We start from the raw sequence: 23,737 nt of genomic DNA, 5'->3' as shown, positions 1-23,737 counted from the left end.
GCTCAGAAGAACGGCCACGGGAACGCCGGCATCTCGCCCCGAGGGCCCGGGAAGACGCCCTTGCGGAGCAACCGGTCGCAGCGGGTGGCCAGCGCCGCCACCTCACGATCGCTGAGGAGCTCGGACAAGCGCTGACCGAGGTCGCCGTCCAGCTGCGTGCGGACCCGTTCCACGCCCGCCGCCTCGTCTTCGTGAAGCGCGTCGCCCCGCCACCCCCACAGGACCGTCCGCAGCTTGTGCTCGACGTGGAAGCTGACGCCGTGGTCGACGCCGAACCGGTGACCCTGCTGCGTCGGGAGGATGTGGCCGCCCTTGCGGTCGGCGTTGTTCACGACGACGTCGAACACGGCCATCCGGCGCAGCGCGGGGGAGTCCTCGTGGATCAGGGTGAGCGGCTGGTCGTCGTCGTCGATCCCTTGGAAGACGGCGCGCCAGCCCTCCGGCGGCACGGCCCGCGCGGGGACGATGTCGACCGGATCCTGCTCGGCGTCGGGCTCCTGCCAGAGCTGCACCATGCCCGGACCGAGCGGACCATCCCGCAGGAACGTGACCGGCACGATGTCCCAGCCGAACGCCTCGGAGACCAGGTACGCCGCCGCCTCGCGGTTCGCGAGCGTCCCGTCCGGGAAGTCCCACAGGGGCCGCTCCCCGKCGACGGGCTTGTAGACGACCTGGACCTCGCCGACCGTCGCGAGGAAGGTGGCGTTCGAGGCGACCGTGATGCGCCCGACGAGCTCGAGCTCCCCGCCGACGAGGTCGGTCACGACTCCTCTGGCACGCGGCACACGTGGCCGTCGTCGTCGACCGGCTCGCCGCAGAGGGGACACGCGGGCCGGCCCGACCGGACCACCTGCCGGGTGCGCTGAACGAACGCCCGCGCGGTCCCCACCGGCATCCTTACCAGGAGCATCTCGCTCGAGTCCTCGGGATCGGTCTCCTCCTCGTCGGAGGTCTCGTCCAACGGGAACGCCTCGACGATGACCTGTGCGGTCGTGGGATCCCAGCCCAGGCGCATCAACCCGGCGCGGAACTCCTCCTCGACGGGCTGGTCCAGGGGATCGTTGTCGACGAGCTCGGCGGGCGTGTCGGCGGGGACGCTGAACCGGTTCCCCTCGTCGGCCATGAGCGCATCCAAGATCTCGTCGATCTTCTCGGCGAGCACCGCGGACTGTTCCTTCTCCAGGCCGATGCTGGCGCTGCGAGCACCGTCGCGCACCTGCAGGTAGAAGGATCGTGAACCGGGGCGACCGACGGTGCCGACGACGACACGGTCGGGCCAGTCGAACAGGTGAACAAGGGCCGGCATGTCGCCCATTTTAGGAGTCGACCTGTGCGGCCGCCTCGGGACCGGCGCCACCCCCGACCTGCGCGTCGCCCACCGGCCCGGCGGCGCGCAGCCAGGAGAGGTCGCCGGAATCGGTGTTGGTGGCGACCACCTCGGGGCGGGTGGTCCCGTACCGGATGATCGAGAGCGACCCGGGGTTGACGGTGATGCGCTGGAAGAGGTCGAGACCCATGCCCAGCGCGTCCGCGAGGACGGACTTGATGATGTCGCCGTGCGAGACCGCCACCCACACCGCGCCGGCGCCGTGCTCCGCCTCCAGCGCCGCGTCGTGGCGCCGGATCGCCGCCACCGACCGCGCTTGCATGGCGGCCATCGACTCGCCGCCCGGAAACACGGCCTCGGACGGCGTGGTCTGCACGACCGACCACAGCGGCTCCCGCGCGAGCTCCTTGAGGGGACGCCCCTGCCACTGCCCGTAGTCGCACTCGACGATGCCCGCCTCGAGCTGCGGCTGCAGGTCGCTCTGGTGCTCCGCGATGATCCGCGCCGTCTGCCGGCATCGCGCCAGAGGGCTCGTGACCACCGCGACCAGAGGGACGGCGGCGAGTCGTTCCGCTGCGCGCACGGCCTGACTGCGGCCGACGGCGTCGAGATCGACGCCGGCGGCCCGCCCGGTCAGGATCCCCGCGACGTTCGCCGTGCTCCGACCGTGCCGGACGAGGATGACTGTGGCCATGCCTGGAGCCTAGGCACCCTGGGCGCGAAGGCTCGGCTGACCTCGCGGCCCGGCCCGGTTCAGCACGTCTGGCGGTACGGACCCAGGGCGGAGGCGTAGGTCGCCCACTCGACCTTGGTCAGGTTCCGACCGGCGACGGCACAGGCGGCCGTGCTGAGGTGCGCGGGGTCGAGGTCCCACTCGGCGACACCTTGGGCGACGGTGACCAGCACGGCCTCGCCGTCGGGACGCAGGTAGCCTGGGTGTGTGATCTGCGTGCCGAACGGCCGGGTGGTGCCGGCGGTGTTGAGGGCCAAGCTCACCTCCCGGTATCGGGGCGTGGAGCTCGGTATCGGCTCGCCGAGCCGAATGCCCACGTCCGGGTCGTAGACGCTGACGCTCTGGTCGTCGGCCGTGGCGATCAAGATCGTGCCGTCGGCCGAGAACTGCAGGTTGGAGATGGCACCGCGCGCGCCCGGCAGTTCCCGGAGGGTCCGCATCGTCGCGCTGTCGACGAGCTCGATCGAGCCGCGTAGCGCGACGGCGAGCAGGCCGTCGTCCCGCAGGGCGACCGCCTCAGCGTCGGGCCGCGCCTCCCCGACGGGCCTGCCGGTGCGGCCGTCGTACATCTGCACGAGCGTATGGGGCACGACGTCCGGGGACTGGGAAGTGGCTTGGTCCCCGGTGATGTTCTCGAGTGCGATCGCCAGCCGCGAACCGTCCGAGGTCGCGGACATGTCGACCACGACCTGGCCTCGCCCGTCGATCGGGTTCTGGTCCCACGTCTGTGTGGTGGTGCTGCCGATCCATAGCTGCCAGCCGGGCATGGACACGTACGCCCGGTCGCCCGACGGCGTGGACCAGATCTGCTCAGCATCGATGGGCACGCGCAGGCCGCCCGGCACCTCCTGGCCGGTCCGGGCGTCGATCGGTCGCAGCGTGTCCTCGCCAGGGACGTAGGCCGCGACGACGTCCCGGAAGAGCCAGCTGACCTCGCGGACGGGGTCCGGCAGCGTCTGCGTCGGGGTGTCCGTGCGCGCGTCCCAGACCGCGTAGGACGTCAGCTCGGCAGTGCTCCGCGCATCGGCCGGCCGACGGGCAGTCAGGAACGTGCGCCCGTCCGGGTCGTACCCGGCCGCCGCGACGGAGCCGCGGGCGAGGAGGCGGGTCACCGGTCCGGCCCCGTCGACCCTCCAGCGGGTGATCACGGGCGCCGCCGCACCGAACACCACGAGCTCCCCTTGCGACACAGAGAGATCCCCGACGTCGCCGCGCTGGATGTCGAGCCGGACCCCGTTCTCGGTCCCGGTCGTGAGCGACCGTTCCCGCACGACTCCGAACCGGTCGCCGCAGAGCACGAGGCCCGCCTCGAGAGCCACGGTGAACCACGAGCACGAGTCGGCACGGGCCCCACTGAGGTCCGCAGTCCAGAGGATCGCGCCGGTGGACGGCACGACGGCGACCAGCGCGAACGGCCCCACGAGGACGACGAGGTCGTCCCCGGCCGCCACGGCGTGCTCGTCGGTGACGGCGCGACCGGCGAGGCGTCCTGCGATGGAGGACTGCGTCGGCGCGCGCGGCGGACCGGCATGGCTCTCGGAGGGCGGCGTCGGGACATCGATCGTCTGGTGCGTGACCAGCGTGCTCGGGTCGAGCACCCGGATGGGGCCGTCGGCCGACCCCACGACCAGTCGCCCCGACGCGTCGAACGCGGCGCCCGCCTTCCCGGTGCCTGTCAGCGTCCCGAGAACGACGCCGTCCTGAACCCGTCGCGACGTCACGGAGCCGTCGTTGCCCGCGACCGTCACGACCACCTGACCGTGCGGGTCGAGGGCGAGCTCACCCGCGGGGCCTGTGGGCAGCGGGCCGAGGAGTCGCGCTCCTGTGGCGATGTCGTAGACGGTCAGCGACCTGCCCTTCTGGATCGCTGCTCGTGTGCCGTCGTCACTGACCCGCACGAGCGGGCGCGGCCCCTCGTCGCTCGTCGCGATCGGCTCGAACGTGCGGATGACCGAGCCGTCCTCGGTGTTGACCAGCTGAGGCGCACGGGCATCGACGACGACGATCGACGTGGCGGTCCCCGGGACGCTCGAACCCGCGATGCGCGAAGCGCCGGGGACGCGTCGATAGCTCACGAACCCCGGGGCGGAGGTGAAGGTGCTGAGCAGAGCCGAACGTCCGTGCGCGTCGCCGGGTGCCCGGTGGTACGCCTCGACGGCCAACAGCGCAGCCGCGTCACGGTTCGTGGCCTGCAAGGCGATGGACTGGTTGACCAGCACCTGCAGCTCGGCGGCATCCCGCGCCCGGGCTGCGTCCGACCGGCTCACGCCCGCCACCGACGCCGCAAGGATCGCCAGGACAAGGACGGCGACGACGCCGGACAGGGCGGTCCGCAGCCGACGGTTCTGCCGGGCGTCGCGTGCCGCTCGCAGCGCGAGCGAGTCCGCATCTGCGTCGCGCAGTGCCCGTGCCGCGTCGAGGAAGTCGCCCTCGACGGCGGTCAGGTCAGGGGTCGTCGTCGCCCGCCACTCCAGTGCCCCGTCCAGGCGCGTGCCTCGATACAGCTCTCCGTCCGGGCGTCCGAGAGTGTCCCAGCCGTTCGCGGCGGCGCTCAGGTGCCGCAGGATGCGCACGCCGGCCGCGTCGTCGTCGAGCCACGCCCGCAGTCGGGGCCAGGCACGTACCAGCGACTCGTGCGCGATCTCGATCGTGCCCTCGTCCGCGGTCAGGAGACGCGCCCGGACGAGGTCTCTCATGACGCGATCTCGGCCACCGTCGAAGCCGAGCGCACGCATGGGTTGGCGACTGTGGATCGCGCCGCCCTCGCCCGAKGGCGTCACCAGCCGCAGCAGGAGCGCCCGACAGGTGGATCGATCCGCCTCCGAGTACCCCTGGTAGACGCGCTCGGCGGTCTGCGCGACGGCGGCCGAGATGCCACCGGACGCCTGGTAGCCGTCGACCGTCAGGACGGACCCGTCGCGTCGGCGCCACGTCTCGACCAGCGCGTGCGACAGCAACGGGAGCGACCCCGTTCCGTCCCCCGCCTCCCTGACGAGAAGCTCGACCAGACCCCGTTCGAGGCGTAGGCCGGCCTGCCGCGCCGGCTCCTCGATGACGTCCCGCAGCTGGTCGTCGGTGAGCGGACGGACCAGGTGCAGCCCTTGCTCGGTCAGCTGTGCCAGGCGGGGGTCGATGCTGAGCCCGGCCATCTGGTCGACCCGCACCGTGACGACGACGAGATGGTCGTCCGTCGCCGCGGCCAGCAGGCGGCAGAAGTCGCGGACGACGTCCTCCCGGTAGCCGCCGACGAACAGGTCTTCCAGCTGGTCGACCACCAGGGCCGACGCCGTCGGTGTGCCACCGATCGCCTCGAACAGCGCGCCGACCGGGTCCGCCCCGGGCATGACGACCACCGCAGGTGCACCCTGGCGACGGAGTGCCGCGGCTACGCCGGCCCGCGCCAGCGAGCTCTTGCCCGCTCCGGACGGGCCCGCGATCACGAGCAGGGGATGAGCGCGGAGCCGGCTCATGCACGCGTCGATCTCGGCGGCCCGACCGTAGAACTGTTCGCTGTCGTCCACACCGAACGCGGCCAGCCCCCGGTACGGGCAGTCCTGGTGGCTCGCAGGTGCGGGCTCGATCGCCGCGATCCTCGGGTCGTGATGGAGGATCTGCTGCTCCAGGTCGATGAGTTGTGCGCCTGGATCGACTCCGAGCTCGGTGACCAGGTGCCGACGAGCGTCCCGCAGGGTGAGCAGCGCGTCCCCTTGCCGACCGCTGCGGTACTGCGCCAGTGCCAGGATCGCCCACCGCCGCTCACGCAGCGGGTCCTGTTCGACCAGCTTGCGAGCGTCGCTCGCGACCGTGCGGTGCTCGCCGGCCGCCAGCTGCGCCTCGAGGAGGTCCTCCTCGCAGGTGGACCGCAGCTCCGTCAGCCGCGCCACCTCGCTCGCGGCGCCGTCCCACGCACGCAGCTCCGCGAAGGGGTCTCCCCGCCAGAGCGCCAGCGAGCGGCTGTACGCGCTCACGGCGCGGTCCGGCTCCCCGGACGCGGCGAACGCGCGCGCGCGGGCGACCCCCTCGGCGAACGCGTCCACGTCGACGTCCCCGTCCGGCAGGTCGAGGCGGTAGCCGCCCGGGCAGGTGACGACCGCATCCTTCGGCAAGGCCCTGCGGATGTGCCCGATCGTGGCCTGCAGCTGCTTCGGCCACGTGGCCGGTGGCTCGGGACCCCAGCTCGCGTCCGCCAGCTCGTCGAGGCTGACGGACACAGGACGCCGCAGCACCAGCGCGCAGAGCGCCGTCCGCGCCCGTGGACTCAACGGCGCTCCGCCATCGATCTCGATCGGCCCCAAGACACGGACGGCCATATCCGCAGTCTGCGACTGCCGTCGGGGCCGGTCAATGGCGCGTATACCGGGCGTATACCGGACGAGCGACGGCTTCATACCTCCCGGTCCGACGGTCGTGTCATGAACCGATCACGACGTCCTCATGTCACCACCCTCTTGACCTTCGACTTCGAGCCGGAGTCGGAGACGACTCCTGCGGCGAACCCACCACGGCACGCGCGACTGGCCGGTGCCGGAGCCGCGCTGGCCGTTGCGGCGGTCCTCGTCCTGAACGCGCCGAACATCGGTGCGAGCCCACCGGCGCCCGCACCGAGCGTGTCCACTGACGTGTCCACTGCCGTGTCCTGCGGGGCGGTGATCCCGTGCTCACCCTCCGGTGAGGTCGCGGCCCGGTGGGCTCGCGAGAGAGATGCCGCGCGACACGAACGCGAACACGTGGGGCCGCGATCGCGGATGCTGGGGACCAGCGACGCCGTCGACCCGCTGGGGCCGGGCAACGCGTACCCGGATGCGGCGCGGGCGGAGGTCATGGTGCCCTGAGAGAGGTGACCACGCACCTGGTCCAGCCCCGACCCTCGCGCTAACCCGACATTTCCCCTACTCTCTACAACGTTGGAATGTTAGCGCTCACATCGAGCCGACCAACCTGACGGCGCACATCGACGTGCGCAAGGAGGCAGCCATGCCGGTCGCAGCGTCGCGACAGCCCAGCAGGACCCGCCGACCTCGTTCCCTCGGCCTGGCCGCAGTCCTCGCCGCCGCGCTCGTCGTGCCGCTCGGCATCTCGGCCGCGACGCAGGCGAGCGCCGCCGCGCCGCCCGTGCCTGCGGGTGCGTGGACGGACGGCTTCGACTCCGCGACGCTCGGCCCGCGCTGGACGGCTTTGAACGACGAGCCGACGGCGCGCTCGCTCACGACGAACCCCGGCGCGCTGACCCTCACGGCCCTGCAGGGCGACACCTACCAGGGCAACAACTCGGCGCGGAACGTCATGACGCTCGACATCCCGGACGGGGACTTCTCCATCTCCGTGACCGTGCAGGCGCCCGTCGAGCGGGTGTTCCAGGGCGCGGGTCTCATCGCGTACCAGGACCTCGACAACTACGTGCGCGCCGGCCTCACGTTCGTCGGCGGGATCACGCCGTCGGGCGTCGCGATCGAGAACGACATCGAGACCAATGCGGCGTTCGTCGCGGCCGGCTTCGAGGACCGCCCGGGGTCGACGCGGGAGACGCTGCGGCTGACGCGCGCGGGCAGCACCGTGACGACGGCGCGCTGGGACGAGCCCGCGGCCGCGTGGGTCGACGTGAGCTCGGTGGACGTGACGTTCCCGATCGAGCACGTCGGCCTGTACGCGCTCGGGGCGCTGGACGGCACGACCTATCCGGCGGTGTTCGACGACGTCCGGCTGGTGGCCTCGCCGGGTGAGGACGTGGTGCCGGACGGGCCCTTCACCCTGCGCGCACCGGGCGTGGCCCCGTACCTGACCACCGGAGCCGACGACGCGATCGTCGTCGCCGAGCAGCGACCTGGCGACACCTTGGTGCTCGACGCGAGCCAGGTCGCGGGCACGCCCGGCGCGGTGACGCTGGTCGCGGGCGACCGGCCGGTCGTCGCACGAGCCGACGGCCACCTCGCCCTGGGCGCCGCGGGCGACACGCCCACGGCTCTGCGGATCACGGAGGCAGGCGGGGGCAAGCTCCACCTCACGCTCGCGGACGTCTCGCAGGCCGTGGGGATCGTCGACGGCGGGCTCGTGCTGGGCGACCCCGACGCCGCAGCCGGGTTCGTGCTCGAGCCGTTCACGGTGGCCGAGGGCACGTCGATCACGATCGACGGCGACGGCACCGACGCGGAGATCTCCGACCGCCTGTACGGGATCTTTTACGAGGACATCAACTACGCGGCCGACGGCGGCCTGTACGCCGAGCTGGTGCGCAACCGCTCGTTCGAGTTCAACACGTCCGACAATGGCACGTTCAACGGCCTCACCGGGTGGGACGTCCTGAACCGGAGCGGCGCGGGCACCACGGTCACGGTCGTCGACGACGCCGGCCGGCTCAACGCCACCAACCGCACGCGAGCCGTGCTGGTCGCGGCCGCAGCCGGCGACGGCCTGCGCAACGCCAGCTTCAACACCGGCGTCGCGGTGCAGGACGGCGAGAAGTACGACGCGAGCATCTGGGTGCGCACGACGACGGCGCAGACGATCACCCTCGCCGTCGAGAACGCCGACGGCACGCAGACGGTCGCGTCCGGCACGGTCGACGTCGACGGCTCGGACACGTGGAGCAAGTACGAGGTCGCGCTGACCGCGAGCGCCACCACCGACGCGGGCCGGTTCGTCGTCCTCGCCGGCGCACCCTCGACCGTCAACCTCGACCAGGTGTCGCTGTTCCCGCAGGACACGTGGGTCGGTCCGGTCAACGGCACGTCCGTGCTGCGCAAGGACCTCGCCGAGAAGATCGCCGCCCTGCACCCGTCGTTCCTGCGGTTCCCCGGCGGCTGCGTGACCAACGTCGGCACCTTCAAGTCCTACGAGGAGTCCGGCTACACCGACCGCCGCCGCACGTACCAGTGGAAGGAGACCATCGGCCCGGTCGAGGAGCGCGCCACCAACTGGAACTTCTGGGGCTACAACCAGTCGTACGGCATCGGCTACCTCGAGTACATGGAGCTCGCCGAGGACGTCGGCGCCGTCCCGCTGCCCGTGCTGTCGGTCGGCGCGAACGGCTGCGGCAGCACCATCCCCGAGATGACGGACCCCGTCCAGATCGACGGTTGGGTGCAGGACGCGCTCGACCTCATCGAGTTCGCCACGGGCGACGTCTCGACGACGTGGGGCGCCAAGCGCGCCGCGCTGGGTCACCCCGAGCMGTTCGAGCTGCCGTACATCGGGCTCGGCAACGAAGAGAACAGCACCACCTTCGAGGCCAACTTCCCGAAGTTCAAGGACGCGATCGAGGCCGCCTACCCGGACATCAAGATCATCTCCAACTCGGGTCCGGACGACACGGGCGCCCGCTTCGACACCCTGTGGGACTTCAATCGCGCGCAGGGCGTGGACCTCGTCGACGAGCACTACTACAACGACCCGGGCTGGTTCCTCTCGAACACCGACCGGTACGACTCGTACGACCGTGAGGGTCCGCACGTGTTCCTCGGCGAGTACGCCTCCCAGGGCAACTCGTGGTGGAACGGCCTGACCGAGGCCGCCTACATGACGGGCCTGGAGCGCAACGGCGACCTCGTGGAGCTCGCGTCGTACGCACCTCTGCTCGCCAACGAGTCGAACGTGCAGTGGTCGCCGGACGCGATCTGGTTCGACAACGACGAGTCCTGGGTCAGCGCCAACTACTGGGTCCAGCACCTGTTCTCGAACAACGTCGGCGACCAGGTGGTGCCCAGCACGCTGAGCACCCCGTCGGTCGAGCCCGTGCCGCTGGACGGCGGCGTGTTCCTGTCCACCTGGAGCACCGCGGCGGCCTACGACAACGTCCGGGTGACGGACAACGCCGGCGGCGGGGTGCTGTTCGAGGACAGCTTCGCCGACGCCTCCGCGTGGTCGCCGCAGACCGGGTCCTGGTCGGTGGTGAACGGCGAGTACGTCCAGTCGAGCACCACGACCAACGACGCGCGCAGCGTGCCGACCGGTGCGTACGAGCAGGACTGGAGCAACTACACGCTCGAGCTCGACGCCCGCAAGGACGCCGGCTCCGAGGGCTTCCTCGTCGGCTTCGCGGCCGGCGGCCCGACCGACTACTTCTGGTGGAACCTCGGCGGCTGGAACAACACCCGCCAGGCCCTGCAGAAGGCCCAGGGCGGCGGCGCCGGCGAGGTGAAGGCGGTCGAGGGCTCCAGCATCGAGACCGGCCGGACCTACCGGGTCAAGGTCGTCGTGCAGGACCGGCACATCGAGCTGTACCTCGACGGCGTGCTCCAGATGGCGTACGACGACCCCGCGCCGGCCGCCGACGTCTTCCAGGTGGTCACGCGCGACGAGGACAGCGGCGACATCGTCGCCAAGGTGGTCAACGTCTCGGCCGCGACGCAGCGCACCCAGGTCGAGGTGTCCGACGCCGTGATCGCCCCGACCGGGTCCGTCACGGAGATCGTGGCCCCGCCCGGGGCGACGAACACCAAGGCCGCACCCGACACGGTCACGCCGGTCACGCGCGAGATCGACGGGCTGTCGTCGTCGTTCTCGTACGACCTGCCGCCGTACTCGGTGACGTTCCTGACGATGCACACGGTGCCGGACACGACGGCACCGACCGTCGACTCGCTGCTCGTCTCGCCCCGAGCCGCGCACGGCTGGCGCAAGGCGCCGGCGACCGTCGTGGCCACCGCGTCCGACGACCGCGCCGTCGCCACGCTCGAGACGTCCGTCGACGGCGGCCCGTGGGCGGCGGCCGACGACCCGACGACGGTCTCGGTCCAGGTGGACGGGCACGGCGAGCACACCGTGCAGGTCCGCGCGACGGACGCCGCCGGCAACGTCTCCACGGTCCGGTCGACCACGTTCAAGCTCGACGCGATCGCACCGACCACCTCGGCATCCCTCGACGTGGCGAAGCGCCGCGTGAAGCTCGAGGCGACCGACCAGGGCTCGGGTGTGGAGCGGATCGAGTACCGGCTGGGCGCCGGGGCGTGGACGACGTACCACGGTCAGGTCAAGGTCGGGCCCGACGCCGCGGTGGTCGAGCACCGGGCGGTGGACAAGGTCGGGAACGTGGGCTCGACGACGAGCACCGCCGTACCGGCCGCGCCTCGTCGCTGACCGTCGGCCCCCCGTGCACGGGCGCGGGGGGAGACGCGATCACAGTCCGGACACCATTTGCAACGTTGTAGAACAGGGATCAGCATGGAGACATACCGACCCACAACGACGTGGAAGACGAGGATTCCTATGAAGCGCACCGCCCTCTGGCTCGCCCTGCTCGCGATCGCGAGCCTCGTCGGGCTCGCCGGTCCGGCATCGCCCGCGACCGCCGCCCCGCCAGCCAGTGCTGAACGACCGGTCGACCCCATCGCGCACGACCCGACGATGGTCAAGGAGAAGGGCTGGTACTACGTCGCCATCACGGGGGACGCGGCGTTCGACGACACGTACCTGCCGTTCAAGCGCTCCCGCGACCTGGTCCACTGGGAAGACCTCGCCCCGGCGATGACCGAGCTCCCGGCCTGGGTGCTCTCGGCGCTGGGCGTCTCCGCCGAGCAGGCTCCCCGGGACGCGTGGGCTCCTGACCTGAGCTGGTCGGGGACCGAGTGGCGGCTGTACTACGCGGTCTCGCAGTTCGGTACCAACAACTCGGTCATCGGACTGCTGACCTCCCCGTCGCTGGCAGACCCGCAGTGGGTGGACCGCGGCCTGGTGGTCCGCTCGCAGCCGGGCGTGGACACCTTCAACGCGATCGACCCGAACATCGTCACGGACGCCGACGGGGCGACGTGGCTCTCGTTCGGCTCGTTCTTCTCCGGCATCCACCTCGTGCCGGTCGACGCCGCCACCGGGCTGGCCGTCGACGGCGCCCAGCCGGTCCAGATCGCGCAGCGCGCCTTCCCGCCCAACGCCGAGGAGAACTCGACGATCGCGTGGCACGACGGCTACTACTACCTGTTCCTGTCGTGGGACTACTGCTGCCGCAGCGTGGAGAGCGACTACCGCACGATCGTCGGCCGCTCGACGGAGCTCACCGGCCCCTACGTCGACGCCGACGGGGTGCCGCTGCTCGGCGGCAAGGGTGGCACCGAGGTCATGCGCGGCTACAACGAGTTCGTGGGGGCCGGCGGAGCCGACCTGCTCATGGACAAGAACGGGAAGACCGGGTACGTCGTCAATCACTACTACGACGCGACCGACGGTGGCGCGCCGCGACTGAACGTCCGCACCCTCACCTGGGGTCGTGACGGTTGGCCGGTGGTCAGCGATCCGATCAACCCGAGCCGCTCCCTCGGCCACGGCGACGCATACGTCCAGGTGGTCGCTCGAGGCGGCACTGCCGTCGTCGAGAACGCGGGCTGCGGCTACGAGGGCGCGAACATCGCGCTCTGGACCGACCTCGACAACGCGTGCCAGCAGTGGCAGCTCTCCGACCGAGGGTCCGGCACACGGATCCTCAACCGGTTCAGCAACAACGTGGCCGAGGTCGGCGCGTGCCAGAACGTCGACGGCGGCAACGTCGCGCAGTGGGGCTGGCTCGGCTTCCTCCCGAACAACGACTGCCAGCGCTGGAGCTTCTCGTCGGCGGGCGACGGATGGACGACGGTCGCGAGCATCCTGCCCGGCCACCGCGTCTGGACGGTCCAGGGCGGCCCGGCGGCGGGCAGCAACGTCGCGATCAGCACGCCGACCGGGAGTGCCGACCAGCAGTTCCGGTTCGAGCCGGTCGGCGACGTGCTGCTGGCGAGCCCGACGAGCGCGACGGAGACCCTGGGTGCAGACGTCTGCACCGCGCGACCGGCGCACGGCACCCCGGTGGCGTTCCAGCCTCGCGACGACCGGCGGTGCCAGACCTGGCACCTCGATCCCGTCGCCGGGACCGCAACGTACACGGTGAGCAGCGCGGACGGCCGGTCGGCCTGCCTGACCGACAGCGGGACCGGTGGCCTGCGGCTGGTCGAGGCGGGTCGGAAGGGCGCCGAGTGCGGCGCCTGGACGCTCGCGCCGACCGACGACGGCACGTGGGCGCTCGCGAGCGACCGCACCAACCTCGCGGTCCGACTCCTCCTGCCGTAGGACGCACACCGGCCGGCCGCCGCGGCGGCCCGGCCGGTGTTGCGTGGCTACAGCTTGAGGGAGATCAGCTTCCCGCCGTCTTCCACGAGGGCGTTCGTGGTCGCGTAGAGCGTCGACCCGCTGACGTCGACGTCGGCCGCAAGGCCCGCACCGAGGAAGAGGCTGGGGGTGTGCGACCCCGCGGGGACCTTGAAGATGCCGTCCCCGAACAGCGACGCGATGTACAGGTTGCCGCGACCGTCGAACGCGAGACCGGTCGGCGTCACCACGTTCTCGACGTAGACCTGCGCCTGCCCGGTCGCCGGGGCGACCCGGAACACGGCACCGCGAGCGCCGAGGGACGCGTCCTCCGGTCCACCCGGGAGCGACGACACGTACAGCCAGCCGTCCGGTCCCACCTCGACGTCGGTCGGGACCGGCTCGAAGGTGTACGTCAGCCCGACGCAGGCGGCGAGGCCGAAGGCCGCACCCGCCTCAGCGGTGATGACTGCCGGGCGCGGCGGCAGGACCGCCACCGTCCGGATCGCGCCGGTGGTGAGGTTCACGGCGAGCACGGCGTTCATGCCCGCGTCGGCGACGTACGCCACGTTGCCCGCGACCGTCAGCGCGTAGGGGTGCGAGTCGACCTCACCGGTGTAGCTGGTGGGGAATCCGAGGGTGGAGAGCTGCGCGACGCAGTCGGGGTGGGCTGCGACGTCCGCGGCCGAGAGACCGTAGTGCACACCGCCATCCGCGTTGTTCGCGGTCTCGTAGGCGCCGATCTGATCGGTGACGGTGCTGACCGTCCCACGCCCGTGGATCGACTTGAGCGACCCGGCCAGGGGCCTGGTGTCCTCCGGACCCGCTCCCTGGCTCTCCAGGAAGAAGAGGGTGCTGCCTCGGTAGTCGCTGCCCGAGACGTCCCAGCCCGTAGTCTCGTAGACCGTCGTGCTCGACCACTTGTCGAACGTGGTGAGCTCGGACTGGGACTTCTGCGAGACCGAGACCGTGACGTCCTTGCCTGGCCCCCCGGACACGTGGAGCGGACTGGCGAGTCCCTCGGCGAGCGTCGTGGGTCCGGGCGGTGGCGGGGCCGCGTTGGCGGCGGCGACTGGTCCGAGGACCAGGAGAGCAGCGGCGCTGACGACGAGAGCAGGAATCCTCATTGATCTCCTCCATCTTCACGAACAAGCGGGACAAATCCCCCATAACACCGCGAACGAGGTTACGCGCGTGCGCCCTGTGCCCGCTAGGAGGTGCCGGCTGACGCGCGTGGTTCAGCGGTGCCTCAGTGCTCGTCCTTGATCACGAAGAAAGAGCCGCGGATCGTGCCGGCCAGCTTGGACTTCTGCCTCGCGAACTTGAAGCGTGACGCGAGCTCCTCGGGAACCTCCATGCCGTCGGACAGCTTGAACCCGACTGCGCGCTTCTTGCCGTCCTCGAGGCCGTACATCACGTTGATGGACAGGCCCGACTCGTAGAACACGTAGGCCATCCGCGTGCCGTCGACCACGACGGACGTCGCCTCGAGAGGGCGGGACGAGATCACCAGGTCGCGCTCGTCCTTGAGGATCCCGTGCACCCAGTCCACCGTCTCGACCGCCTCGGCGGCGGGGTCGACGGTGAAGACGTGGTCGAACTTGTTCTTGAAGTAGCGCGCCTCGTTGGCTCGCAGGCCGGCGAGAGCGTCCGCGACGGGCGAGGACTCCAGGCCGGTGGTGGAGACATCGGTGAAGTCGACGACGTACGGCACGTGAACCCTCCCAGCGTGGATCTGACACCGGGAGACTATCGACCGGGCCGGGTATCTTCGCGGGGCAGGACCGAGCCGTGCGCGAAGGAGATCACGATGTCGCCCGACCAGCTCACGTTCGACAACCCCGTCGAGCGCCACTCACACATCAGGCCGCATGCGTCGTGGCAGCCGGTGCCGGGCCTCGACGCGGCGCTCGACCCGCAGGCCGACCACGGCGAGACGAGCTACCGCGGCACCGGTCGTCTGCCCGGCCGCAAGGCGCTCATCACCGGCGGTGACTCGGGCATCGGCGCAGCGGTGGCCATCGCGTTCGCGCGTGAGGGTGCGGACGTGGCCCTCAGCTACCTGCCGGAGGAGCAGGTCGACGCGGAGGCCATCGCGGCCCACGTCCGCGCGGCAGGTCGCAAGGCCGTCCTGCTCCCCGGGGACATCCGCGACCGCGAGTTCTGCCGCTCCCTGGTCGCCGGGGCGGTGGAGGGCCTCGGGGGACTCGACATCCTGGTGAACAACGCGGCGCACCAGGTCTACCACCAGACGTTCGACCAGCTGGACGAGGCCGATCTGGACCGAACCATCCAGACGAACATGTACGCGATGTTCTGGATCACGCGCGACGCGCTGCCGCACCTGGGCCCGGGGGCGACCATCATCAACAGCACCTCGGTCCAGGGCTACAACCCCTCGCCGATGATCATCAACTACGCGTCGACCAAGTTCGGMATCATCGGCTTCACGAAGGCGCTCGCGGCCGACCTCGCGCCCCGTGGCATCCGCGTGAACGCCGTGGCGCCCGGGCCGGTGTGGACGCCGCTGCAGGTCTCCGACGGCCAACCCACGGAGAAGCTGAATGGCTTCGGCGAGTCGTCCTGGCTCGGCCGGACGAGCCAGCCCGTCGAGCAGGCGCCGGCCTACGTGTTCCTCGCCTCGCCGGAGTCGAGCTTCGTGGTGGGCGAGGTCATCAACGTCAACGGCGGGGCGAACGTGCCCTGACGCGCGGTCAGTGCTCCTGGCGCACCCGGAGCCGCGTCGGTCGGCCGTCCGGGTCCACGATGGCGTGGTAGACGGGGGTCGCGAGCAGGCGCTGCCACAGCGGCAGCGGCCCGACCGTGTGCGTCCGCAGGCGGCCGGGCGGACGCGGGCCCGACCGACCGCCGGCGTACCACGCGTCCAGGGCGGCCGCGCTCGACCGCACGGCCTCGATCGCGTCCGCGGGGTCGATCAGCCCGTCGTCGGAGTCGCGATCGAGGTGCTCGCGCCACAGCTCGAGCCGCAGCTCGCGGGCGAAGCCTCGTGCGCCGTCGCCCAGGCCCCCGGGATCGCGGGGCTCGCGTCCGTCCAGGCGCCGGTCGAGGACCGCCGCCGTGAGCTCGGAGTCGTGGGTCCAGGACCGGCGGTTGAGGTTGTCGCTGCCGACCGTGGCCCACACGTCGTCGACCACGCAGACCTTCGCGTGCACGTAGACGGGTGTGCCCTCACGGTTCTCGACGTCGAGCACCTGGACGCGGTCGCCACCCGCGGCGCGCACGATCTGCAGGGCCCGCGCGTGGCCGAGGCGCACCGGGGGCAGGCTCAGCTTTCCGTCCTGGTCGGGATACCGGGGGACGACCGCGATGAGGTGCAGCCCGGGCTCGCGGCGCAGGGCGGCAGCGAAGACCTTGGCCACATCGGCCGACCACAGGTACTGGTCCTCGACGTACACGAGGCGCCGGGCGCGCCGCAGCGCCTTGGCGTACCCCCGGGCGGCGCTCCGTTCGCCGTCCGGCGCGAACGGGTACCCGGGTTGGCGGTGCGGGTAGGTGCGCAACAGCTGGACGGCGCAGGTGCCGGCATCCGGCGGTGGGGGTGCCGCCGGCGGGAGCCGGCTGGGCTTCCGGTCCTCTCGGTGCAGCACGTCGGGCACGACCTCCCACGGCAGCCGGGAGAGTGCGGCGGGGTCCTCCCACCGCTCGCGGAAGACGTCCTCGACGTCGCGGACGGCCGGGCCGCGGATCTCGACCTGGACGTCGTGCCACGGCGGCCGCGGCCCGTACTGGTGGGCGAACGCCTGGCCCTGGGGATCGCCGCGGTGGTCGGCGTCGTCCCGCCGGGCGTGCGCCAGGTCGATCCCGCCGAGGAAGGCCGTGTCGTCCGCCGGGCGCCCCGGGTGCCGGATGACCACGAACTTCTGGTGGTGGCTGCCGACGGCGCGGACGCGCTGGTCGAGCAGGACCTCGCCGCCGGCGTCGTTGACGCTCTCGGACAGGTTGCGGTTCTCCTGGTTCGAGAACCGCAGCCCGTCGAGGTGCGAGCGCCAGATCAGTCCTTTGACCAGCGCGCCCCGGCGCACGGCCGAGGCGAGCGCCTGTGCGACGGTCTCGCCGTCGTGCGTCAGCCGCTCGTCCGGATCCCCGCGCCAGTCGCTGAAGAGCACGAGGTCCCCGTCGCCCGCCCGCGCCAGCGCGTCGGCAAGACCAGCGAAGTACGTGGAGCCGTGGACGAGCGGGCGCACCGCGTTGCCCTCGGTCCACGGCCGGATCCGCGTCGCGTCGTTGCCGCGCTGCTCCCCGGTGAGGAACCACCCCAGCTCGCTCCGCCCTCCGGCGATCGCCGGCAGGCGGACCCCGGACAGTGTTCGACGCCGGTGTGACCTGGGTCGAAGCCCCAGGAGTGCGAAGCGGTGCACGGGACCAAACTCGCACAGGTGGCGGGTCGCGGCCACGCACGGGCACGGCCCACCGTGCGCGACCTCCCAGGTTCCGCCAGACTTTCCAGATCATTCGGGCGACGTCGGGGGACCCGGTCATGAGCGTGCTGCGCACGAAGCCCGTCGAGCTGTCCATGGCGGACGCCGAGGAGCCGGAGTTCAAGCTCAAGCGCTCACTGAGCGCGCTCGACCTGATCGTGTTCGGCGTCGGGGTGGTCATCGGCGCCGGCATCTTCACGCTCACCGGGCGGGCGGCGCACGACGTCGCGGGGCCGGGGATCGTCCTGTCGTTCGTCATCGCGGCGATCTGCTGCGCGCTCGCGGCAATGTGCTACGCCGAGTTCGCCTCGACCGTCCCGGTCTCGGGGTCGGCGTACACGTTCAGCTACTCGTCCCTCGGCGAGATCTTCGCCTGGATCATCGGGTGGGACCTCATCCTCGAGATGTTCCTCGGCGCCAGCGTCGTCGCGCAGGGCTGGAGCGCGTACCTGGGGGTGCTGCTCGAGAATCTCGGCTTCGCGATCCCTGACCAGATCGCTTACGGCGGTGTCGTCGACGTCCCGTCGATCCTGCTGGTCGTCGTGCTGGGGGTGCTCATCACCATCGGGATCAAGGAGTCGTTGCGGGTCAACCTCGTGCTCGTCGCGCTCAAGCTGTTCGTCGTGCTGTTCGTCATCATCGCCGGCATCCAGTTCATCTCCACGGAGAACTACAGCCCGTTCATCCCGCCCGCGCAGGCCACCGAGACGACGACAGGACTGACGCAGCCGCTGCTGCAGGCGATCGCCGGGCTGGAGCCCACCACGTTCGGTTGGGGCGGGGTCGTGGCCGGTGCGGCGCTGGTCTTCTTCGCCTTCATCGGGTTCGACGTCGTCGCGACGACGGCCGAGGAGACCCGCAACCCGCAGCGGGACCTGCCCATCGGGATCCTCGGATCCCTCATCATCTGCACGATCCTGTACTGCGCCGTCTCCATCGTCGTGACCGGGATGGTGAGCTACGACAAGCTCGACCCGGAGGCCGCTCTCGCCAACGCGTTCACCGCGCACGGCGAGGACTGGATGGCGACGGTCATCTCCGCGGGCGCCGTCGCCGGCCTGACGACCGTCGTGCTCACCCTCATGATCGGCGGGAGCCGGGTGATCTTCGCGATGAGCCGCGATCACCTGCTGCCCGCCGGACTGGCCAAGGTGCACCCGACGTTCCGCACGCCGTACGTGATCACCGCCGCCGTGACGGTGATCGTCGCGCTGGTCGCCGGCCTGACGCCCGTCGGGGTGCTCGAGGAGATGGTCAACATCGGCACCCTGAGCGCGTTCGTGCTGGTCAGCGTCGGCGTGCTGGTCCTGCGCCGCAAACGTCCGGACCTGCCTCGCTCGTTCAGGGTGCCGTGGATGCCGGTGCTGCCGCTGCTGTCCGCCGCGATCTGCCTGTACCTGATGCTCAACCTGTCGGTCGAGACCTGGTTGCGGTTCGTGGTGTGGCTGGTGCTGGGCTTCATCGTGTACTTCGGGTACTCGATGCGGCGCTCGCGGCTGGCGAAGACGGAGCAGCAGCCCGTTCCTTGACGCCACCGGGTCGCGCTCCTAGGGTTTCGCCCACCGCCTGAGTTGGTCGGTTGTTCAATTCGCGGCCAGAACCTGCCCAGGAGCGCAACGATGCGTGCTGCACGACCGTGACGGCGGTACCCGAGACCCCCGTCCTCGACGACCCGACGACGCCGACCGTCCGCGTCCGGGCGCGCTGGATCGTCGCGTTCTCGCTGGCGGCCGTGGGTGTCGCGGCCGGCTGGTTCGGCCCGATCCAGATCCTGCTGCCGGCGCAGGCAGCCCGGCTCGAGGACCTCGGGCTCGGCGGCAAGGAGGCGATCCTCGCGATCGTGACCGCGACCGGCGCGGTCGCCTCGATGATCGCGAACCCCCTGTGGGGTGGCATCTCCGACCGCACCCGCTCACGCTGGGGGCGCCGCCGCCCCACCATCGTCGCCGGCACGGCCATCGGCGTCGTCGGGCTGGTCATCCTCGGCTCCGGCGACACCCTCCCGGTGATGATCGGCGGCTGGGTCGCCATCCAGATCGGGCTCAACGGGCCGTTCGCGGCGCTCGCCGCGACGATCGCCGACCGTGTCCCGCCCGACCAGCGCGGGCTCGTCGGGGCGCTGTTCGGCATCGCCCAGACCGTCGGCGTCGTGCTCGGCACCGCGATCGCCGTCGTCGCGGGCGAGGGGCGCCTCGGCTACTACGCGATCGCCGTCGCCGTGCCGGCGCTCGTCGCCGCGTTCCTCCTCGTGCACCGCGAACCGTCGACGCGGACGGGCGACGCGCCCACGCCGCAGCCCGCGGCGGTCGCCTTCTGGCGCGGTCTGCGCCCGACCCGGCTGTTCGTCTGGGCGTGGACGATCCGGTTCCTCCTCAACTTCGTGAACGCCCTCGTGCTGCTCTACCTGTACTTCTACCTCTCCGACGAGGTGGGGGAGTCCGACCCCGGCAACTGGGTGCTCGTCGTCACGCTGCTGGTCGTGGTCGTCGCGGCGGCCACCGCGGGCGTCGCGGGCACGCTCTCGGACCGGTGGGGGCGTCGGGTGCCCTTCATCGTCGGCGCCACCATCGTGCTCGCCGCCGGTTCCGTGCTCATGGCAGTCGTCCCCGAGCTGCCCGTGGTGCTGGGCGCGGCCGGGCTGGTCGGGATCGGGTGGGGCCTGTACATCAGCGTCGACCTCGCGGTGCTCACCGCCGGCATGCCGAGCGGCGAGACCCACGGCGCGATGCTCGGCATCGGCAACATCGCGAGCGCGCTGCCCCAGGCGCTCGCGCCGGTGGTCGCCGCGCCGATCGTGCTCCACCTCGGCGGCTACACCGGCCTCTACCTCGTGGCGGCGGTGGTGTGCGTCGCGGCGCTGCTGTGCGTGCCCGGCTTGCGCGGCATCCGATGACCTCCACAGACGGGACCCCCATGACCAGCCACCCGATCCTGCCCGCCGGCTTCCGCTTCGGGGTCGCCACCGCCGCGGCCCAGATCGAGGGGGCGGCCGACGAGGACGGCAAGGGCCCCAGCATCTGGGACTCCTTCGCGGCACGCCCGGGGACCATCGCCGGCGGTGACACCCCCGCGGTGGCGACCGACCACTACCACCGCTACCTCGAGGACGTCGGGGACATCGCGGACCTCAGGGTGCAGGACTACCGGTTCTCGATCGCCTGGCCGCGCATCGTGCCCGCGGGAACAGGCGAGGTCAACGCGAAGGGTCTCGACTTCTACGACCGGCTCGTCGACGCCCTGCTCGCGCGCGGCGTCCGGCCCGTGCCGACGCTGTTCCACTGGGACCTGCCGCAGCCGCTGCAGGACGAGGGCGGCTGGATGGCGCGCAGCACCGCGCACGCGTTCGCCGACTACGTCGACGTCGTGGTCGCCCGGCTCGGCGACCGCGTCGCCGACTGGTTCACGCTCAACGAGATGAGCGTGCACACGCTCTACGGGTACGGGCTCACCGACCACGCGCCCGGCCTGGGGCTGGGCCTCGGTGCGCTCCCGGCCGCGCACCACCAGCTGCTCGGGCACGGGCTCGCCGTGCAACGGCTCCGGGCCGCGGCGGCGCGGAACGTCGGGGTGGTGAACCAGCACTTCCCCGTCCTGCCCGCGACGGACGACCCCGCCGACCTGGCCGCGGCCGAGGCCTTCTCGGTCCTCACCAACTGGACGTTCGCGGACCCCGTCCTGCGGGGGGAGTACCCGGCCGACGAGGTCTCCGGGGGGATCCTGCTGGGCACGGGCATGTCCGAGCAGCAGCTCGCGGACGACCTCGCGGTGATCTCGGCGCCGCTGGACGTGTACGGCGTCAACTACTACGAGCCGACGATGATCGAGGCCCCGCGCGCGGGGCAGGACTACGCGGGGGTGCTCGAGGTCGACATCCCCGAGGGGCTGCCGTTCGCGCCCGTGCCGATCGAGGGCGTCGAGCGGACCGACTTCGGTTGGTCGATCGTGCCGACCGCCCTCACCGACATCCTCGGCACTCTGCACGAGCGCTACCCCAACCTGCCGCCCGTCATCGTCACCGAGTCGGGGGCGTCGTTCCACGACGTGCGGACCGACGACGGCGCCGTGCACGACGAGCGCCGCATCCGGTTCCTCGACGCCCACCTGCGCGCGGTCGGCGACGCGATCGCGGCCGGCGTGGACGTGCGCGGCTACTACGTGTGGTCGGCGCTCGACAACTTCGAGTGGGCGGCGGGCTACCGCGAACGGTTCGGGCTCGTGCACGTCGACTTCGACACCCTCGAGCGGACCCGCAAGGACTCGTGGCACTGGTACCGCGAGGTGATCGCGGCGCAGGTCGCGGGGTCGAACCGAGCGTCCACGCCTGCTACGTGAGCGCGCGCTTCAGCGCTGCGGCCTCGTGGCGGTACCCGACGGTCTCGTAGCCGACGACCACCACCGCGGGCGCGAGCGTCATGACGACCAGGCACACGCCGATCGGCGCTCCCGCGGCGGCGAGCCCGATCGCGGCGACCAGGATCGCGACGCACCCCGCCACGAGGCCGGCCATGACGGCGTCGACCTCGCGCACCAGGTAGACGTTCAGCGCGAACAGGGTCACGGAGAACACCAGCGCCGGCACCGACACGGCGGCGATCGCGCCGGCGACGCCGATCGCGGCGTGCCCCTCGATCACCTCGGCGGCGACGTGCAGCCCGCCGCCGATGGCCGCGATGGCGCCGAGGATGACGATCTGGCCGTAGCCCCAGACGGTCGAACGCTCGCGATGCCGGGCGAGGATGTCCCCGGATGGCACGATGAAGTAGGTCCACCAGAGGCCGAACGTGATCCCGACCCCCGCCACGACGACGAGCACGGCCTCGGTGCTCCAGCCCTGCTGGTCCACGAGCCCGGACACAGCGGCGACGGTGCCGAAGATCCCCTCGCCGAGCGCGATGATCGCGAGCAGGCCGTAGCGCTCGGCAAGGTGCCGCGGGTTCCACGGGGTGCCCGACGTCCGGCGCTCGGCGATCACAGGGCTCGCGGCCTCGAGCACGAAGAGCAGCGCGGCGCAGACGAAGAAGACCAGCGCGGACTGGTGGGCGACCGCCAGCGCGATCCACGCGAGCTGCGCGATCCCCACGAGCACGGCGTAGGCGAGGGCGGTGCTGCGGCGGGAGGGATCCTGGACCGCCACGCGGAGCCACTGGGCGATCATCGCCACCCGCATGATCACGTAGCCGGCCACCAGCACGCCGCCCTCGACGCTGCCCCCGACCTCCAGCGACTCGAACATCGCCGGGAGCCCGAGAGCGAAGACGACGACGCCGATCATCTGGACGAGGGTCGTGACCCGGAACAGCCAGTCGTCGGTGTCGTAGGCCGACGCGAACCAGGAGAAGTTGACCCAGGCCCAGCAGGCGGCGCCGATGGCGAACACGAAGCCCAGGACGGCGGGGGCCGCGTGGCCGGCGGCGACGAGGTGGGCCAGCTCGTCGGCCGCCTGCCCGAAGGCGAGCACGAACGTGAGGTCGAAGAGGAGCTCCAGCGGGGAGGCGGCCCGGTGGCTCGCGCCGGGGTCGCGCCCCGTCATCCGCGCGAGGCGATGCCCCGACGCTCGCGGGCTCTCGTCCGGCACGGCACTCATCGTGCCACTGCTCACCAGGGGCGGGCCGCGGCTCGATCGCGCGTCATCACCACCACCACCGCGGCGGCCAGGACGACCGCCCCGGCCGTGCGGGTCCAGGAGTCGTCGAAGACGAGCCCGCCCGCCGGCAGCGGGAGCTGCTGGGCGCAGAGCTCCCCGGCGACCAGGAGCACGGCAGCGGGGATCGCGGCGGGGATGTCGGGGCGGATCCTCGCGGCGGCGACCCCGATGGCGGTGCCCAGTGCCACGACGAGGATCATCGACGACACCGGGTCGCCGAGTGCCTCGCGGGGAACCGTGCCGATGAGGCCCGCGAAGACCGCGACGCCGGCGGCCATGGCGGCCAGCAGGCCGAGGGTCAGTCGCGCGATCGTCCGCCGGCGCAGAGTGAGCGGCGACGTGCAGGTGAGGTCGACGACCGCGTCATCGGCCAGCGACGCGGTGGCGGTGGCGATCAGGACGGCGGCCGCCGTGAGGGCGAGCCCGACCACCCCTGGAGGGCCCCAGCGCACGATGGCGTACCCGCCCACGGCGGCGACCGCGTCGAGGGCCAGCGCAAACGTCCAGCCGGGCATGCGCACGGCCGCGGAGAGGGTGCCGGCCAC

General features: G+C 71.7%; 15 protein-coding genes. 6 read left to right on the top strand and 9 right to left on the bottom strand.

Features of this window, described 5'->3' with window-relative positions; translation table 11 throughout:
• Window positions 1-2 precede the first annotated feature (2 nt).
• Genes AC1DYZ_RS14450 through AC1DYZ_RS14435 form a run of 4 tightly spaced genes read right to left on the bottom strand, consistent with a single transcriptional unit; the run spans window position 3 to window position 6,370 of the window.
• Window positions 3-764: an SCO1664 family protein gene (locus AC1DYZ_RS14450; RefSeq protein WP_477065881.1), complete on the bottom strand. Its 762-nt coding sequence runs from the start codon at window positions 762-764 to the stop codon at window positions 3-5.
• Window positions 761-1,306, bottom strand: coding sequence for a DUF3090 domain-containing protein (locus tag AC1DYZ_RS14445; RefSeq protein WP_477065880.1), 546 nt, complete (start codon window positions 1,304-1,306; stop codon window positions 761-763). The genes AC1DYZ_RS14450 and AC1DYZ_RS14445 overlap by 4 nt, the downstream gene beginning before the upstream one ends.
• 10 nt (window positions 1,307-1,316) lie before the next feature.
• Window positions 1,317-2,021: a histidine phosphatase family protein gene (locus AC1DYZ_RS14440; RefSeq protein ID WP_477065879.1), complete on the bottom strand. Its 705-nt coding sequence runs from the start codon at window positions 2,019-2,021 to the stop codon at window positions 1,317-1,319.
• Window positions 2,022-2,080: 59 nt separating this feature from the next.
• Window positions 2,081-6,370 (bottom strand): nSTAND1 domain-containing NTPase, encoded by a 4,290-nt coding sequence (locus AC1DYZ_RS14435; RefSeq protein WP_477065878.1) that lies wholly within the window; start codon window positions 6,368-6,370, stop codon window positions 2,081-2,083.
• 664 nt (window positions 6,371-7,034) lie between these two features.
• Between AC1DYZ_RS14435 and AC1DYZ_RS14430 the strand changes: the two genes are divergently transcribed.
• Complete coding sequence (locus tag AC1DYZ_RS14430) at window positions 7,035-11,132, top strand: OmpL47-type beta-barrel domain-containing protein (protein ID WP_477065877.1); 4,098 nt, start codon at window positions 7,035-7,037, stop codon at window positions 11,130-11,132.
• 129 nt (window positions 11,133-11,261) lie between these two features.
• A complete protein-coding gene (locus tag AC1DYZ_RS14425) occupies window positions 11,262-13,091 on the top strand; it encodes a family 43 glycosylhydrolase (protein ID WP_477065876.1) in 1,830 nt (609 codons plus the stop codon).
• A 47-nt stretch (window positions 13,092-13,138) separates the two neighbouring features.
• On the opposite strand, the gene AC1DYZ_RS14420 is transcribed toward AC1DYZ_RS14425, so the two are convergent.
• Together AC1DYZ_RS14420 and AC1DYZ_RS14415 are read right to left on the bottom strand one after the other, a co-directional pair.
• A complete protein-coding gene (locus AC1DYZ_RS14420; protein WP_477065875.1) occupies window positions 13,139-14,236 on the bottom strand; it encodes a ScyD/ScyE family protein in 1,098 nt (365 codons plus the stop codon).
• A 122-nt stretch (window positions 14,237-14,358) separates the two neighbouring features.
• Window positions 14,359-14,823, bottom strand: a complete 465-nt coding sequence (locus tag AC1DYZ_RS14415) for a phage tail protein (protein WP_477065874.1) — start codon at window positions 14,821-14,823, stop codon at window positions 14,359-14,361.
• 96 nt (window positions 14,824-14,919) lie between these two features.
• On the opposite strand from AC1DYZ_RS14415, the gene AC1DYZ_RS14410 reads away from it, so the two are divergent.
• Window positions 14,920-15,816 carry an SDR family oxidoreductase gene (locus AC1DYZ_RS14410; protein ID WP_477065873.1) on the top strand — a complete coding sequence of 299 codons (897 nt, stop codon included), beginning with the start codon at window positions 14,920-14,922 and terminating at the stop codon, window positions 15,814-15,816.
• A 7-nt stretch (window positions 15,817-15,823) separates the two neighbouring features.
• On the opposite strand, the gene AC1DYZ_RS14405 is transcribed toward AC1DYZ_RS14410, so the two are convergent.
• The gene (locus AC1DYZ_RS14405; RefSeq protein ID WP_477065872.1) at window positions 15,824-17,524 is read right to left on the bottom strand and encodes a phospholipase D family protein; all 1,701 of its coding nucleotides are present in this window, start codon (window positions 17,522-17,524) and stop codon (window positions 15,824-15,826) included.
• Window positions 17,525-17,607: 83 nt separating this feature from the next.
• Between AC1DYZ_RS14405 and AC1DYZ_RS14400 the strand changes: the two genes are divergently transcribed.
• The 3 genes from AC1DYZ_RS14400 (at window position 17,608) to AC1DYZ_RS14390 (ending at window position 21,880) form a co-directional block, all read left to right on the top strand.
• Window positions 17,608-19,077 (top strand): amino acid permease, encoded by a 1,470-nt coding sequence (locus AC1DYZ_RS14400; RefSeq protein ID WP_477065871.1) that lies wholly within the window; start codon window positions 17,608-17,610, stop codon window positions 19,075-19,077.
• Window positions 19,078-19,184: 107 nt separating this feature from the next.
• On the top strand, window positions 19,185-20,441 hold the full coding sequence (locus AC1DYZ_RS14395) for an MFS transporter (protein WP_477065870.1): 1,257 nt from the start codon (window positions 19,185-19,187) through the stop codon (window positions 20,439-20,441).
• Window positions 20,442-20,461: 20 nt separating this feature from the next.
• On the top strand, window positions 20,462-21,880 hold the full coding sequence (locus AC1DYZ_RS14390) for a GH1 family beta-glucosidase (RefSeq protein ID WP_477065869.1): 1,419 nt from the start codon (window positions 20,462-20,464) through the stop codon (window positions 21,878-21,880).
• On the opposite strand, the gene AC1DYZ_RS14385 is transcribed toward AC1DYZ_RS14390, so the two are convergent.
• Together AC1DYZ_RS14385 and AC1DYZ_RS14380 are read right to left on the bottom strand one after the other, a co-directional pair.
• Window positions 21,873-23,132, bottom strand: coding sequence for a low temperature requirement protein A (locus AC1DYZ_RS14385; protein WP_477065868.1), 1,260 nt, complete (start codon window positions 23,130-23,132; stop codon window positions 21,873-21,875). The two genes, AC1DYZ_RS14390 and AC1DYZ_RS14385, sit on opposite strands and share 8 nt — an antisense overlap.
• 11 nt (window positions 23,133-23,143) lie before the next feature.
• Window positions 23,144-23,737 carry a hypothetical protein gene (locus AC1DYZ_RS14380; RefSeq protein ID WP_477065867.1) on the bottom strand — a complete coding sequence of 198 codons (594 nt, stop codon included), beginning with the start codon at window positions 23,735-23,737 and terminating at the stop codon, window positions 23,144-23,146.

It is taken from the genome of Cellulomonas sp. P1_C4 (assembly GCF_056406355.1).
This window is presented reverse-complemented; position numbering and strand designations above follow the sequence as displayed.

What these genes read in the sequence shown, in the direction of transcription:
- AC1DYZ_RS14390 (WP_477065869.1), top strand. Translation starts at nt 20,462, where the DNA reads ATGACCAGCCACCCGATCCTGCCCGCCGGCTTCCGCTTCGGGGTCGCC.
- AC1DYZ_RS14440 (WP_477065879.1), bottom strand. Translation starts at nt 2,021, where the DNA reads ATGGCCACAGTCATCCTCGTCCGGCACGGTCGGAGCACGGCGAACGTC.
- AC1DYZ_RS14425 (WP_477065876.1), top strand. Translation starts at nt 11,262, where the DNA reads ATGAAGCGCACCGCCCTCTGGCTCGCCCTGCTCGCGATCGCGAGCCTC.
- AC1DYZ_RS14385 (WP_477065868.1), bottom strand. Translation starts at nt 23,132, where the DNA reads ATGAGTGCCGTGCCGGACGAGAGCCCGCGAGCGTCGGGGCATCGCCTC.
- AC1DYZ_RS14400 (WP_477065871.1), top strand. Translation starts at nt 17,608, where the DNA reads ATGAGCGTGCTGCGCACGAAGCCCGTCGAGCTGTCCATGGCGGACGCC.
- AC1DYZ_RS14445 (WP_477065880.1), bottom strand. Translation starts at nt 1,306, where the DNA reads ATGCCGGCCCTTGTTCACCTGTTCGACTGGCCCGACCGTGTCGTCGTC.
- AC1DYZ_RS14420 (WP_477065875.1), bottom strand. Translation starts at nt 14,236, where the DNA reads ATGAGGATTCCTGCTCTCGTCGTCAGCGCCGCTGCTCTCCTGGTCCTC.